Origin of the sequence: Bradyrhizobium ganzhouense (assembly GCF_049949285.1) — a bacterium.
Classification (GTDB): Bacteria; Pseudomonadota; Alphaproteobacteria; order Rhizobiales; family Xanthobacteraceae; genus Bradyrhizobium; species Bradyrhizobium ganzhouense.
The window spans coordinates 8335364-8349030 of sequence record NZ_CP181318.1 but is presented as its reverse complement, the minus strand read 5'-3'; the positions used below and the strand labels follow the sequence as shown (position 1 = coordinate 8349030).

Sequence of the window (13667 nt, the reverse complement as noted above, 5' to 3'; positions counted from 1 at the left end):
CATGCCGACCTATCTGCCGTTCGACCCGAACCCGCGCCGTCCGGTCAAGGCGCCGCCGCCGAAGACCGTCGACAGCCAGTTTCACGTGCTCGGTCCCGTGGACAAATACCCGGAACGCCCCGGCGCTGCCTATCGGATGCCGACCGCGACCTGGGAAGCGGCGCTACGCGTCCACAAGACGCTCGGCATCGAACGCGGCGTCATCGTGCAGACCACGACCTACGGCGCAGATCATTCCGTCGTGCTCGACGGCCTCGCCGCGATGGGCCCAAACTATCGCGGCTGCGCGAATGCCTTGGTGTTTGCGGAAGCGAACGACGCCTATCTCGCCAAGCTGCATGATGCCGGCGTGCGCGGCGCACGCTTCAGTTTTCGACAGGAGCTAGGTGCAGTGTTGTCCGATCAGGACTTTGCCCGCGCGATCGCAAGGATTCGCGAGCTCGGCTGGTACGTCAAAATCCAGCCGGAGAAGGACGGCATCGTCTCCAGCGTGGCGAAATACGAGAATCTCGACGTCCCCGTGCTGATCGACCACATGGCACGGCCCGAGCCTTCGCGCGGCAAGGACGATCCGAACTTGCGCAAGATGCTGGAGCTACTCAAGAAGGGCAATTTCTGGGTCATGCTCTCGCTCGGCGAGAAGACCTCGCAGGCGGGCCCGCCCTATGACGACGTGATCCCGATCGCGCGCACCTATATCGAAGCCGCCATCGACCGTTGCGTCTGGGCCAGCGACTGGCCGCATCCGGTCTCGGTGAAGCAGCCGCCGAACGACGCCGATCTGCTCGAACTGATGTTCCGCTACGCGCCCGACCAGGCCGAGTTGGAGAAGATCCTCGTGCACAATCCGGCGAAGCTGTTCGGGTATACGGACTGATCCATCTCCGTCATCCCCGCGCAACCGCGAAGCGGTTGTCGCAGGAGGTGCGAGCTCTTGCGAGCCTCGAAGGATGGATGGCCCCGATGCAGCCGGGCCGTCGCCCTTCGAGGGCCGCTGCAGAAGCGGCCACCTCAGGGTGACGGTGATGGAGCGGGGCTCGTCGCTCCGCATCACAATGACGACGCACGCGCTTTAATCCTTTGGTAACGCCCGCGGCGCCGTGTGGCGCCTTCGTGGCGTAACTGAGTTCTTAACGAATTGCCTCTAGTTTGCGCATTCCCACCTCGTGATGGCCTGCTGCCTGATTCCCGACGGCGCGGTGCCCAGCAACATCGAAGAGGCAGAATGCCGGCTCTCAAGGATCTGTTTTCGCTGCGCTCGATCGGCGCCAAGCTCGCCCTCATGACCGTGGTCGGTGCGATCTGCATGGCGCTGGTCGCCTCCACCGTGCTGTGGATCGCGCGCAATCAGCTCGTCACCGAGCGGGTCGAGAAGGCGCATGCCGCCGTCGACATCGTCTGGAACCTGGCCGACGGCTATTACAAGGCCTACAAGGCCGGCCAGATGACCGAGGAGGAGGCCAAGAAGCGCTTCCTCGAAGCCAATAGTTACGTCTGGTACGAAGACCACAGCAACTACGCTTACATCTACGACTACGAGACCGGGCTGTGCGTCTCCAATCCCGGCATTCCGCAATTCGTCGGCAAGGACATGCGTCCGAACAAGGACGCCAATGGCATGCTGTTCGCGGTGGCGCTGATGGACATCGCGAAGAAGGGCCAGGGCTCGTTGCGCTATTCCTTCCGCCGCAGTGGCAGCGATCCCACCCCGCTCGACAAGGTCGCCTTCACCCGCGGTTTCGCGCCGTGGAATCTGATGATCGGCTCGGCCGAATACATGTCCGAGGTCGACAATTCATTCTGGTCGATGGTGCAGACGGCGTCCGTCGTCATCGCCGTGCTGATGCTGATCTCGATCATGATCGCCTGGGCTGTCGGCCGCAGCGTGGTCAAGCCGCTGACCAGCCTGAAGGAGCGCATGGCTTCGCTCAGCCAAGGCCAGCTCGATGCGCCGGTCGCGCATGCCGATCGCCGTGACGAGATCGGCGAGATGGCGCGCACGGTGCAGGTATTCCGCGACGCCATGATCGAGACCAATCGCCTCCGCGAAGAGCAGGTGATGGCCGAGAAGCGCCAGGGCGAAACCCGCAAGGTCGACATGAACCGGCTGGCCGATCAGTTCGAGCGCGAGGTCGGCGAGATCATCGAGCTGGTCTCGGTGGCCGCCAGCCAGCTCGAGACGTCGTCGACGACGCTGTCGAAGACGGCCGACACCGTCTCGCAGGTTTCCAACCGCGCCTCCACGGCGTCGGGCGAGGCATCAGCGAACGTGCATTCGGTGGCCGCCGCGAGCGAGGAACTCGCTTCGTCGATCGGCGAGATCAGCCGCCAGGTCGAGACCTCGGCCAAGATCGCGGGCGAAGCGGTCAGCCAGGCACAGAAGACCGATAGCCGCATCAGCGAGCTGTCGCAGGCCGCAAGCCGGATCGGCGACGTCGTCGATCTCATCCAGACCATCGCCGGCCAGACCAATCTGCTGGCGCTGAACGCGACCATCGAGGCCGCGCGTGCAGGCGAAGCCGGCCGCGGCTTTGCCGTGGTGGCGTCCGAGGTCAAGTCGCTGGCCGAGCAGACCGCAAAGGCGACCGACGAGATCAGCCAGCAGATCAACGACATCCAGTCGGCGACGCGGGATTCGGTCGCGGCGATCAAGGAGATCGGTGCGACGATCGGCAGGATCTCGGAGATTTCGTCGGCGATCTCGGCCTCGGTCGAGCAGCAGGGCTCCGCGACGCAGGAGATCTCTCGCAACGTGCAGCGCGCCGCCGAAGGCACCTCGCAGGTCGGGACCAGCATCGCCGACGTGCAGCGCGGCGCCTCAGAGACCGGCAGCGCCTCCGCCCTGGTGCAGTCGGCCGCGCAATCGCTCGCCAATGAAAGCACCCGCCTGAAGCGCGGCGTCGCCAGCTTCATGAACTCGATCAGGGCGGCGTAAGGTCCGCTCTGGAGCGGGATGGAGTTCGGCGGCGAGCGCGCACTCTCCGTTCCCTCCCCCCTTGCGGGGGAGGGGCAGGGAGGGGGTACCACACGGGGATTCCATCGATCGCCCACCCGCGGTGCACCATCAGCAACCAAGACCTTTTCCTGGGCTACCCCCCTCCCTAGCCCTCCCCCACAAGGGGGGAGGGAACGCATCTCCGTCGGGGCGCGATCCAGCTCATATTGCCCTCGGTCCCGCCAACCGATCCCGCACCTCGGCCGCGATCTCGAACGAGCGCAGCCGCGCGGCGTGGTCGTAGATCTGGCCCGTGGTCATCAGCTCGTCGGCCGCGGTGTCGGCGATCAGCTCCCTCAGCTTCTCTTCGACGACGTCGGGCGTGCCGACCGCGGAGATCGCCAGCGATTGCGCGACGCCTGCCTTCTCGGCCGGCGACCACAGTGCATCCATGTCGTCGGCCGGCGGCGGCAGCTGGCCGGGCGTGCCGCGGCGCAGATTGATGAACTGCTGCTGCAGCGAGGTGAACATGCGCTGCGCCTCGATGTCGCTGTCGGCGGCGAACACGTTGACCCCGACCATCGCATAGGGTTTGTCCAGCTGCGCCGAAGGCTCGAACCGCGCGCGATATTCGCGCAGCGCCGGCATCATCATCTGCGGCGCGAAATGCGAGGCGAAGGCGAAGGGCAGCCCGAGCATGGCCGCGAGCTGCGCGCCGAACATGCTGGAGCCGAGGATCCACAGCGGCACCTTCGTCCCCATGCCGGGCACGGCGCGAATGGCCTGGTTCGGCTGTACGTCGCCGAGCAGCGCCTGCAGTTCCAGCACGTCATGCGGAAAGTTTTCGGCGGCGGTCGCAAGATCGCGCCGCATCGCCCGCGCGGTGAACTGGTCGGTGCCGGGCGCACGTCCGAGCCCGAGGTCGATCCGCCCGGGATAGAGCGATTCCAGCGTGCCGAATTGCTCGGCGATCACCAGCGGCGAATGGTTCGGCAGCATCACGCCGCCCGAGCCGACGCGGATCGTTTTGGTCCCGCCCGCGACATGCCCGATCACCACGGATGTCGCCGCACTCGCGATCCCCGTCATGTTGTGATGCTCGGCCAGCCAGAACCGCTTGAAGCCCCATGTCTCCGCATGCTGGGCGAGATCAACTGAATTGCGAAAGGCCTGCGCGGCGTCGGAGCCCTGCCTGATGGGAGCGAGGTCGAGCACGGAGAAGGGGATCATGGGAGGGTACCGGAGTGGAGGGGCAATGACGGAAGGATCACATGTAATGTCATCGCGGAGGATGGGTAGAGCGGCCCGCGCCTCCGTTCACAAGCCTGTTATTGCGCCCCATCGCGCCCTTCGTCGCAACTGGGCGTTTCGCGCCTGTTGTTGTACCCTCGGCGAAACAACCGCACCGTCGCAGGAGGAACCGACATGACCATCGTCGTATTCAGCCGCCGCAACCTCCTCGTCGCCGGCGGTGCCGTCCTTGTATCAGGGGTTTTGACAGCCGGGGTTTCCGGCCTCCTGCTGCCTGCGCGTGCGGATGGCCTCGCGCCGACGGAATCGATGACGGGCGGGGCGAACAACTATCGCAAGGGCGCGCCGATCGTGGACCGGATCGGCAAGGGCGGCTTCTGGATGAGCGGCACTGTTCGCCGCGCCGGCGACGGGGCGCCGCTTGCCGGTCAGCGCATCCAGATCTGGGCGCACACGGTCGAAGGCCAGGAGCACGAGCCGCAGAGCCATGGCGCCACGCTCACCGACAAGGACGGCGCGTTCCGGCTCGAGATGCCGCAGATCATTCCGATCTTCGGCCAGCCGCACGGCCACCTCGCTTATGACAGCGGTGAATTCAAAACCGTCTTTCTGCGGCCGATCATGCGGAGCGCGAAGGAAACCAGCCTCGAGGCGCACTTCGTGCTTCAGCCGGCCTGACCGTATTGCAGATGAAAGGGTGGAGATCGGCCCGGGGCCCCCTGATCTGGGCCGCCCTTGCTTTGGCCATTGGCGTGCCGATCGCGTTCGCAGCAGGGAGCGAGCAGCTCGCATGGCGCGGCCCGGTTTACATCCTCGCCGGCTTCTCAGGCATTGTTGCCCTCGGTCTCGTGCTGATTCAGCCCCTGCTGATCGGCGGATATTTGCCGGGCCTGTCGGCCTATCGTGCACGGCGCGCCCATCACTGGATCGGCAGCGCGCTGGCCCTGGCGGTGGTGATCCACGTCGCCGGCCTCTGGATCACCAGTCCGCCTGACATGATCGACGCCCTGACCTTCTCGTCGCCGACGCCGTTCTCCCCCTTTGGCGTGATCGCCATGTGGGCCATCTTCGCCGTTGCGCTTCTGGCGCTACTACGCCGGCGATTGGGACTGCGGCTACGCACCTGGCGCATCGTCCATATTCCACTCGCGATCGTCATCGTCGTGTGCGGCGTGGTCCATTGCCTCTTGATCGAGGGGACGATGGAGACAATCTCGAAGGCGGTGCTCTGCGCGCTCGTCATCGCCGCGACCATCAAGGTCTTGGTGGATCTTTGGCGAAAGCGGATGGTGCGGGGTGAGAGGATCCCGGGTTGACCTCATCCTGCGGGCTGATTGCCGCTGATATCGACGGGAGGTATCCTCGCGCGATGACTGCCAGCTCTCCCGATCTGAAAGCATTCCTGCTCGCGACGCCGTTCTTCGGCGGCCTCACGGACGCGAGCCTCGACCTCCTGATCTCGATGCTGGTCGAGTGCCACTTTGATGTTGGCGCGACCGTCGTGGCGGAAGGCGAGCCGGGACGCTCGATGTTCATCGTCAGGTCCGGTCGACTGGCGGTGAGCAAGCGGGCGACTTCAGGAAGCGTCGTCCCGATTTCCGTTCTGGAGCCCGGCGATTTCTTCGGGGAAATGACGCTGATCGAAATGCAGAACCGATCCGCGACGGTGGTCGCGGACAGTCCGACGGTGCTCTACGAGCTGACCGCGCAAAAGCTCTACGCCTGCTACAAGGCCGACATCCACGCCTATGTGATCGTCCTTCAGAACATCAATCGCGAGCTGTGCCGGCGGCTGCGCCGCGCTGATGAGCGCCTCACCGGGCATCAAGGTGAGGACCACAATTGACCATGCGTAGGATGGGTAGAGCACTTGCGAAACCCATCATGCCTCACGGAATAAGCCCTCGATGGATTTCGCTTCGCTCTACCCATCCCACGAGCTACGAGCTGGTCCAGCTACAGCAACGCCAATGAGTGCAGTGAGTTTCTGTGAAAGCCGAAGGCAACCAAGCCGGAGAGAAGCAGCGCAGTTCCAGTCGCGATCAGGCAAAACGCAAGCACAATTGAAGCCTCTGGTTCGTCATGTCTGACAAAGACGATAATAGATAAAATTTTACCGACAATCGAAAGGAAGAATTAACCTTACCTGCGCGGCTCAACGGGGCGAAACCCCGCGTCATTGCGTAGGATGCGTCGAGTACTTGCGAAATCCATCGCGGCTAGCACCGAACCTGATGGCGATGGGTTTCGCTTCGCTCTACCCATCCTACGAGCTGCCGGAACCCGCTTGGCACTTCGAGCTTCATTGTTTTTCGGATTTCTGGGCTTCGGGATGTCTCTCAAACCTGAAATTAAGGACGTTGCCAGCATAGCCCGTTAACGGATCTCCATTCGTAAGATCCTGAACCAGCATTTTATCTGTCGCGCCGGATGTCGGTGGGGCGGGAATCGCACGGATTGGCGCCCACCAAGGGCCGCCCAGTGGCACGTAGAACAAGCGGGCGTCGATCGCCCAGTGTTCAACGTATATTGTCCAAATTGGCTCCGGCGCACCACCGTAGGCGCAGGTGAAGCGTATGACTCTGCCGTCAGGGGAATAGTACGCTCCCTGCTTGGGGCAGGCATTCGTCGCCTGATCTTTGGATAGCTTTGCAGCATCATCGGATAGAAACGTGTTTCCAATCAGCAGAGCGCCCGCCCGTGGAACGGAGATCGAAATTTGATTGCCCTCTCCACCATGTTCAGTTGCGTCCCTGATTTCCTTGTCCATCTCAGCACGGTCGAGTTCGATCGGGCGACCTGAAATACGAGTGTCGAACAATGGCCCATCGCTAAGTTTGCCCTTTACGATGTCATAGACAAAACGGTCGGACCGAACATAGACGCCGATTTTGTTACCTCTTTTTGCGCGCTCCTCGGGGTACGGCGCTTTCATAATTTTCGATGATGTACCGCACGCCCCAACTCTGGGGCATATCTCGTTGTCTTCGAGGTGCCATGGTTCAACGTAGCACTCCAACGCCTTCCACATGTGGCAGTCGTACATCGTGTGATCGTTTAGAAAGTAGTAAGTTTCCGCCCTGCCTATCCGAAGAATGTCCTCTTGGCCGCCCACGGGTGAAGATTTTTTGACCAGCACGGAATTGCCGACCAAGAAGCGTACAGCGTCGTCAGAAGATAGCTCAACGTATCCGGCCTTCTTCAGTTCTGCACTCTTATTCCAGCGTGACTTGTTTTGGTCGCCGGCAGCACACATCATCGTCGAGAGCAGAACGATTACGACCGCCCTCCAGCAGAATTTGGCGGCTGCGGCGACCGAATCATCGAAATTCGTTCTTCGGATAATCGATGCCAAACAACACTCCATCGGATCGACGACGCAAACACGATCAGCGGCCCTAAGGTCCCGTGCGCGAAACTGGTTGCATAGATCCAGTGTATCAACCAATCGCATTACAAATTGCGCTAGATTTAACGATGGCGGTGAGGGTCTGCTAATGGGTCAAAGGCGAAATTCGTGTGACTAGTACAACTCTCCTTTGGCCGCGAAAGCAGACGCTTCCGATTTGCTATCTGGGTCGAATTGATACCTGTCGCGGCACTCGATGTATCTAACGAAACGTAGCCGCTCCAACCCGTCGGGCAAAACACCCAGCTCCCGCCAAAACCCCGTCAATCCTTCTCCGTAAAAATATTCCACTTTACCGAAATTCGGAATTGCGGCAAACTCTCGCCATCCCGACCCAAGGAGAGGGGCGATCGTACGTCGTCACGAACGTGGGCTGGGGTGCGGTGGACGTGGCAGCGCCGGCGCGGATGTGAGGGCAGGGCGGGCGGAGGATTGAGCCGAACCCCGTGAGCCCGGCGCAAGCCGTGTCGTACGAACGGCGCCTGTATCCAGTGTAGCCTTGGGTCTGAGCGGGACATGTCCCGCGGAGCCCCTTGGCGAAGCGGGATTGCTGCGTACGGCTAAACCGTGTGGTCCTGGCTGTCGTTGCTACAGCCAAGCTTTTGCGACGATGCATCGCCCCGACCGGGCGCGGTGTGTCACCTGGTCGCGAAGTGACGGTGACAACAAGAACTCGTCGCCGGGGAGAGCACGGCATACGCCGTCAACCCATCGCGCAGGGAAGGCCGAGTGTTCGGCGTCGCCTGTATGCTGCTGTGCGGTTTCCTTGCGCTACACTTTCGCGCAGCGGACCGCGGGTGCCCGTCGGCACCCGGTCTTCCCTGCGCCCTCTTCAAGGAGGAGGGTGACGGAAACGAACAAAACTCGGGCGTCTGGTGCCGCGAGAATGCCAATCCATGTGCTTTTCAAGAGATAAAATGGTGCTGCCAGACAGGATTGAACTGTCGACCTCTCCATTACCAATGGAGTGCTCTACCACTGAGCTACGGCAGCATGTGCTGGGATAAGAATCGGCCGCCCGCGGGGCCTACCAAGCGGGCCGATATCTGCCACAGGCCTCCCCGCTGTGCAAGCTTGCAAGGACGGCCAAAACGAGAAAATCAGGGCGATATCGGGGGCAATACGGCTGTTTTGCCCGGAAACGACCTGCTTTCCCTCGATTTGGGTTCCGCTTGCCCCGGCCGACTGGCCAGTTGGCCCGCGCGGCGGATTCGACCCATTTTGAGTTTCGCACGATCGGGACCGCACGGGCCTCTTGAGCTGCCGCATTCTCTGGGCATGTTATCGCCAACCGCTGTATGGACCCGGAATGGCTGACGAGAACGACAGAAGCGCGAAACAGGCAAGGACCTCGCGGGACGACCGGCTGAAATCGGCGCTGCGAGAGAACCTGAAGCGGCGGAAGGTGCAGGCGCGCGAACGCGCCGCAAGCGCCGACCCCTCGCAACCCGACGATGGTTCCCTAGATGAGGGGACCGCGAAGAAGACCTGAAGTCAGAGACTCGCGGCTAGAATTTTTGGAGTGCATGCAGTGACAATCGGGCAGGACAACTCACAACGAACCGATCGCGACGCGAAGATGTCGCGGTTCACCCGCCCCGAGCAGACCTTCCCGACGCTGACATCCGCCGAGATCGAGCGCATGCGGCATTTCGGCGAGGTCCGCACCTACAAGCATGGCGAGCTGCTGTTCGAGACCGGCAAACCGGGACCGGGCATGTTCGTCGTGCTGAAGGGCCATGTCGCCATGACCCAGCGCGATGGGCTCGGCAATATCACCCCCTTGATCGACCAGGGGCCGGGGCAATTTTTGGCGGAGCTCGGTCAGCTCTCCGGCCGTCCGGCGCTGGTCGATGGCCGCGCTGAGGGCGATGTCGAGACGCTGCTCTTGCCGCCGGAGCGGCTGCGTGCGCTGCTGGTCGCCGAGGCCGAGCTCGGCGAGCGCATCATGCGCGCGCTGATCCTGCGCCGGGTCAATCTGCTGCAGGCCGGCGTCGGCGGCATCGTGCTGATCGGTCCCTCGCATTCGGCCGGCGTCGTGCGCCTGCAGGGCTTTCTCACCCGCAATGGCCAGCCGCATCATCTGCTCAGTCCCGAGCGCGATCGTGACGCCGCCGAATTGATCGCGCGCTATTCGCCGAAACCTGAGGATTGGCCGCTGGTCGTCACCGCCGATGGCGCGGTGCTGCGCAATCCCGGCGAGACCGAGCTTGCGCGCGCCATCGGCATGATCGGCGGCCCGCGCAATGACCGCATCTACGATGTCGCGATCGTCGGCTGCGGGCCGGCGGGGCTCGCGACCGCGGTGTATGCAGCCTCCGAAGGGCTGTCGGTCGCCGTGCTCGATACCCGCGCCTTCGGCGGACAGGCCGGCGCCAGCGCGCGCATCGAAAACTATCTGGGTTTCCCGACCGGCATTTCCGGCCAGGCGCTCACCGCGCGCGCCTTCAACCAGGCGCAAAAGTTCGGCGCCGACATCATGATTCCCGTGACGGCGCAGTCGCTCGACTGCACGCGCAAGGACGGAGCGTTTTCGATCGCGCTCGACGGCAACGATCCCCTGCGCTCGCGCGCGATCGTGGTCGCGAGCGGTGCGCGCTATCGCCGGCCTGACATCGGGAACCTCGACAAGTTCGAGGGCCGCGGCGTCTGGTACTGGGCCTCTCCGGTCGAGGCGAGGCTGTGTGCCGGCGAGGAGGTGGCCTTGGTCGGCGCCGGCAATTCGGCGGGGCAGGCGGCCGTGTTCCTGTCGGGACACGCCAGACGCGTGCTGATGATCATCCGCGGCGGCGGCTTAGGTGCCAGCATGTCGCGCTATCTCATCGAGCGCATCGAGGCGACTCCGAACATCGAATTGATGTTCAACACCGAGATCAGCGCGCTCGAAGGCGACGAAGCCTCGCTGCTGCGGCGCATCCGCTTGCGGAGCCGGCTGTCGAGCGACGAGGAGACCGCCGACATCCGCAATCTCTTTCTGTTCGTCGGCGCCGATCCCGCCACCGGCTGGCTCGACGGCTGTGGCGTGACGCTCGATCGCGGCGGCTTCGTGGTGACAGGTGCGCAGTCCGAGCAGAACCAGGGCCGGCTGGTGGCGCCGCTCGAGACTTCCGTGCCCGGCGTCTACGCCGTGGGCGACGTCCGCTCCGGCTCGGTCAAGCGCGTCGGCGGCGCCATCGGCGAAGGCGCGCAGGTCGTGGCCTCGCTCCACGGCTATCTCGGCGACGCCGCAAAACCGGCGCTTTAGTCAAGGACAAGACAAGCAAACGGCAAGTCGATTGTGACTTGCCATCTTGCCGTGTCCCACGGACTATCGCCGCGTCGCGCGACCAATCGCGTGGAAGGATTCAACGGGAGGACTAAATGGCCGAACTCGTCGTGCTCTACAAGACGCCCAAAGACGCTGCCGCCTTCGACAAGCATTATGCCGAGACCCACATCCCGCTCGCCAAGAAACTTCCCGGCCTGAAGAAATACGCCGTCAGCACGGGAGCCGTCGGCTCGCCCGCCGGACCGTCCGGAATCCATCTCGTTGCCATTCTCTCCTTCGACAGCGTGGGTGACATCCAGAAGGCGTTCGGTAGCGACGCGGGCAAGGCCGCCGCAGGCGACGTGCCGAAATTCGCCAGCGGCGGTGCCGACCTCTTGATCTTCGACACCAAGGAAGTTTGATCGGCGAAAGCTCGTAGCCCGGATGGAGCCAACGGGTCGGCGCGAAGCGTCGCCCGATGACAGGCTCCGCGTAATCCGGGACGGTGTCATTGAGGCGCAAGACCCCCGGATTACGCTGCGCTCCATCCGGGCTACACACTGCTGTCGTTTGTGACAGCGCTGCAAAAAAAATCAGCCATGCGTTTGTCGATTCGCACGATGACGCATGGCTGCACGCACATGTGTGACCGTCCCGCATGTGGCAATCCGATGAGGACCGTAATATCAATCTTCCGATCTCAATGCAGAGAATAGGAGAGATGTCATGGTTCTCGGGATGAGCCTGCAAGCCTTCACACTGGTCCATGTCATCATCAGCCTGATCGCCATCGTGGTCGGCCTGATCGTGATGTTCGGGCTGCTCAGCTCGAATCCGATGCCGGGCCTCACCGCGATCTTCTTGATCTTCACCATCCTGACCAATGCGACCGGCTTTCTGTTTCCGTTCAAGGAGCTGCTGCCCTCATACATCATCGCCGGCATCTCGCTGGTGCTGCTCGCGATCGCCTGCATCGCGCTCTACGGCATGAAGCTCCAGGGCGTCTGGCGTCCGGTCTACATCGTGACCGCGATCATCTCGCTCTACTTCAACGTCTTCGTGCTGATCATCCAGTCGTTCCTGAAGGTGCCGGCGCTCGCCGCGCTCGCGCCTGCCGTGCCGCCGAATCCACCGGGAGGTCCCGTGTTCGCCGTGGTGCAGGGCATCGTGCTGGTGTTCTTCGTGCTCGTGACTATCGGCGCCTGGCGCCGCTACAGGCCGATGGCGTTCGCCTGATCGTTTCCGACAAAGGGAGTTCCCACATGCCCACGATCACAACCAAAGATGGCGTCGAGATTTTCTTCAAGGATTGGGGTTCGGGCCAGCCGATCGTGTTCAGCCATGGCTGGCCGCTGTCGGCCGACGATTGGGACGCGCAGATGATGTTCTTCGTGACCCGCGGCTATCGCGTCGTCGCCCATGACCGCCGCGGCCATGGCCGCTCGGCGCAGGTCGCCGACGGCCACGACATGGATCATTACGCCGACGATCTTGCGGCGGTGACCGCGCATCTCGACCTCAAGAACGCCATCCATGTCGGTCATTCCACCGGCGGCGGCGAGGTCGTGCATTACATCGCGCGCCACGGCGAGAGCCGGGTGGCGAAGGCCGCGATCCTCTCCGCGGTGCCGCCGCTGATGGTGAAGACCGAGGCCAATCCCGGCGGTCTGCCCAAGGATGTGTTCGACGGCTTTCAGACAGCCCTCGCCGCCGGCCGCTCGGACTTCTATCGCGATGTCGCCGCCGGGCCCTTCTATGGCTACAACCGCCCCGGCGCAAAACCGTCGGAAGCGGTGATCCAGAACTGGTGGCGTCAGGGCATGATGGGCGGCGCGAAAGCGCATTACGACGGCATCGTCGCGTTCTCGCAGACCGATTTCACCGAGGATCTGAAGAAGATCAACGTGCCGGTGCTGGTGATGCATGGCGACGACGACCAGATCGTGCCTTACGCCGATTCCGCGCCGCTGTCGGCCAAGCTTCTCAAGAACGGCACGCTGAAGACCTACAAGGGTTTTCCGCACGGCATGCCGACCACGCACGCCGAAACCATCAACGCGGATCTGCTGGCGTTTTTCAAAGAGTAAGGCTGAAGCGGATCACTTTAATATCTCTCTGATCGCGTCGAACGTCCGCTTCACAAAAGCCTCCGGCTTGTCGCGCGTGCCTTCGCTGAGCCAGCTCTCGCCGCCGACGCGCATCGCGCCGGTGGCGATCATGGCGACGAGCCGGGCCTTCAGCCGGTCCGCTTTGCGCCCCGAACGTTGCGCAAGCCCGTCCGCGAGCGCGCGCTCGAGCTTTTCGTATTTGAGCTGGTCGCGGGCCTGAAGCGCTGGATTGTCGCGCTTGAGCCGCGACATCGCGGCCGCCTCGGTCGGGTCGATCCGCTTGACCGCCGCAGCGATGGCGTTCTCCGCCGCGGTCAGCATGGACTCGTCCGCAGGCCGTGCCAGGATCCCGGCGACCAATGCGGCCGCCGCATCCTCCTGCCAGGCGGCGACGACGTCCTCTTTCGACGCGAAATAATGGAAGAAGCTCCGCCGCGACATGTCGGCCGCGGCGGCGATATCGTCGATGGTTGTGGCCTCGAAGCCGCGCTCCAGGAACAGCGCCATCGCCGCGCGCTTCAACCGCTCGCGGGTTTCCTGCTGCTTGCGCTGGCGCAGGCCGGGGCTGGCGGCGGATTTTGCCCCTGCCGGCAATGGCTTGGCGCCTGTCCTGGCCGAGTTCGCGGCGGGCTTCGAAGCCTTCAAATTATTTCACCTCTTGCAAACTTGCACTCAGTGCACATTTAGACCCGTCGCGGGCCTCGTTCCAGCCCTGAA

Annotated in this window: 13 protein-coding genes and 1 tRNA gene; 10 read left to right on the top strand and 4 right to left on the bottom strand. The window is 63.2% G+C overall.

Features of this window, described 5'->3' with window-relative positions; all coding sequences use genetic code 11:
- The first annotated feature begins 1 nt into the window (after nucleotide 1).
- Together ACLFLU_RS38825 and ACLFLU_RS38820 are read left to right on the top strand one after the other, a co-directional pair.
- Nucleotides 2-877 (top strand): amidohydrolase family protein, encoded by an 876-nt coding sequence (locus ACLFLU_RS38825; RefSeq protein ID WP_426409892.1) that lies wholly within the window; start codon nucleotides 2-4, stop codon nucleotides 875-877.
- A 348-nt stretch (nucleotides 878-1225) separates the two neighbouring features.
- Complete coding sequence (locus ACLFLU_RS38820; RefSeq protein ID WP_426409891.1) at nucleotides 1226-2935, top strand: methyl-accepting chemotaxis protein; 1710 nt, start codon at nucleotides 1226-1228, stop codon at nucleotides 2933-2935.
- 222 nt (nucleotides 2936-3157) lie between these two features.
- Here ACLFLU_RS38820 and ACLFLU_RS38815 read toward each other — a convergent pair whose 3' ends face one another.
- Complete coding sequence (locus tag ACLFLU_RS38815) at nucleotides 3158-4165, bottom strand: LLM class flavin-dependent oxidoreductase (RefSeq protein ID WP_426409890.1); 1008 nt, start codon at nucleotides 4163-4165, stop codon at nucleotides 3158-3160.
- Between the two features lie 195 nt (nucleotides 4166-4360).
- Between ACLFLU_RS38815 and ACLFLU_RS38810 the strand changes: the two genes are divergently transcribed.
- The 3 genes from ACLFLU_RS38810 to ACLFLU_RS38800 are packed head-to-tail and all read left to right on the top strand — an operon-like array spanning nucleotide 4361 to nucleotide 6032.
- Nucleotides 4361-4864, top strand: a complete 504-nt coding sequence (locus tag ACLFLU_RS38810; protein WP_426409889.1) for a Twin-arginine translocation pathway signal — start codon at nucleotides 4361-4363, stop codon at nucleotides 4862-4864.
- An 11-nt stretch (nucleotides 4865-4875) separates the two neighbouring features.
- Nucleotides 4876-5502 (top strand): ferric reductase-like transmembrane domain-containing protein, encoded by a 627-nt coding sequence (locus tag ACLFLU_RS38805; protein WP_426409888.1) that lies wholly within the window; start codon nucleotides 4876-4878, stop codon nucleotides 5500-5502.
- A gap of 53 nt (nucleotides 5503-5555) precedes the next feature.
- Complete coding sequence (locus ACLFLU_RS38800; protein WP_426409887.1) at nucleotides 5556-6032, top strand: Crp/Fnr family transcriptional regulator; 477 nt, start codon at nucleotides 5556-5558, stop codon at nucleotides 6030-6032.
- A gap of 456 nt (nucleotides 6033-6488) precedes the next feature.
- Here ACLFLU_RS38800 and ACLFLU_RS38795 read toward each other — a convergent pair whose 3' ends face one another.
- Nucleotides 6489-7541: a hypothetical protein gene (locus ACLFLU_RS38795; protein WP_426409886.1), complete on the bottom strand. Its 1053-nt coding sequence runs from the start codon at nucleotides 7539-7541 to the stop codon at nucleotides 6489-6491.
- 972 nt (nucleotides 7542-8513) lie between these two features.
- A tRNA-Thr gene (locus ACLFLU_RS38790) sits at nucleotides 8514-8588 on the bottom strand.
- Between the two features lie 316 nt (nucleotides 8589-8904).
- Here ACLFLU_RS38790 and ACLFLU_RS38785 point away from each other — a divergent pair.
- The 5 genes from ACLFLU_RS38785 to ACLFLU_RS38765 all read left to right on the top strand — a co-directional run bounded on the left by ACLFLU_RS38785 (nucleotide 8905) and on the right by ACLFLU_RS38765 (nucleotide 12929).
- The gene (locus tag ACLFLU_RS38785; RefSeq protein WP_426409885.1) at nucleotides 8905-9087 is read left to right on the top strand and encodes a hypothetical protein; all 183 of its coding nucleotides are present in this window, start codon (nucleotides 8905-8907) and stop codon (nucleotides 9085-9087) included.
- Between the two features lie 87 nt (nucleotides 9088-9174).
- On the top strand, nucleotides 9175-10839 hold the full coding sequence (locus ACLFLU_RS38780; RefSeq protein ID WP_426409884.1) for an FAD-dependent oxidoreductase: 1665 nt from the start codon (nucleotides 9175-9177) through the stop codon (nucleotides 10837-10839).
- A gap of 116 nt (nucleotides 10840-10955) precedes the next feature.
- Nucleotides 10956-11264 (top strand): EthD family reductase, encoded by a 309-nt coding sequence (locus tag ACLFLU_RS38775; protein WP_426409883.1) that lies wholly within the window; start codon nucleotides 10956-10958, stop codon nucleotides 11262-11264.
- Nucleotides 11265-11568: 304 nt separating this feature from the next.
- Nucleotides 11569-12078 (top strand): hypothetical protein, encoded by a 510-nt coding sequence (locus ACLFLU_RS38770; RefSeq protein ID WP_426409882.1) that lies wholly within the window; start codon nucleotides 11569-11571, stop codon nucleotides 12076-12078.
- Between the two features lie 26 nt (nucleotides 12079-12104).
- Nucleotides 12105-12929: an alpha/beta fold hydrolase gene (locus ACLFLU_RS38765; protein ID WP_426409881.1), complete on the top strand. Its 825-nt coding sequence runs from the start codon at nucleotides 12105-12107 to the stop codon at nucleotides 12927-12929.
- Nucleotides 12930-12941: 12 nt separating this feature from the next.
- Here the strand turns inward: ACLFLU_RS38765 and ACLFLU_RS38760 are convergent, their stop codons facing one another.
- Nucleotides 12942-13595: a TetR/AcrR family transcriptional regulator gene (locus tag ACLFLU_RS38760; RefSeq protein ID WP_426409880.1), complete on the bottom strand. Its 654-nt coding sequence runs from the start codon at nucleotides 13593-13595 to the stop codon at nucleotides 12942-12944.
- Nucleotides 13596-13667 lie beyond the last annotated feature (72 nt).

Bases quoted from the DNA above. Each gene is read 5' to 3' on its own strand.
- ACLFLU_RS38825 (WP_426409892.1), top strand. From the start codon at position 2: ATGCCGACCTATCTGCCGTTCGACCCGAACCCGCGCCGTCCGGTCAAG.
- ACLFLU_RS38820 (WP_426409891.1), top strand. From the start codon at position 1,226: ATGCCGGCTCTCAAGGATCTGTTTTCGCTGCGCTCGATCGGCGCCAAG.
- ACLFLU_RS38815 (WP_426409890.1), bottom strand. From the start codon at position 4,165: ATGATCCCCTTCTCCGTGCTCGACCTCGCTCCCATCAGGCAGGGCTCC.
- ACLFLU_RS38810 (WP_426409889.1), top strand. From the start codon at position 4,361: ATGACCATCGTCGTATTCAGCCGCCGCAACCTCCTCGTCGCCGGCGGT.
- ACLFLU_RS38805 (WP_426409888.1), top strand. From the start codon at position 4,876: ATGAAAGGGTGGAGATCGGCCCGGGGCCCCCTGATCTGGGCCGCCCTT.
- ACLFLU_RS38800 (WP_426409887.1), top strand. From the start codon at position 5,556: ATGACTGCCAGCTCTCCCGATCTGAAAGCATTCCTGCTCGCGACGCCG.
- ACLFLU_RS38785 (WP_426409885.1), top strand. From the start codon at position 8,905: ATGGCTGACGAGAACGACAGAAGCGCGAAACAGGCAAGGACCTCGCGG.
- ACLFLU_RS38780 (WP_426409884.1), top strand. From the start codon at position 9,175: ATGTCGCGGTTCACCCGCCCCGAGCAGACCTTCCCGACGCTGACATCC.
- ACLFLU_RS38775 (WP_426409883.1), top strand. From the start codon at position 10,956: ATGGCCGAACTCGTCGTGCTCTACAAGACGCCCAAAGACGCTGCCGCC.
- ACLFLU_RS38770 (WP_426409882.1), top strand. From the start codon at position 11,569: ATGGTTCTCGGGATGAGCCTGCAAGCCTTCACACTGGTCCATGTCATC.
- ACLFLU_RS38765 (WP_426409881.1), top strand. From the start codon at position 12,105: ATGCCCACGATCACAACCAAAGATGGCGTCGAGATTTTCTTCAAGGAT.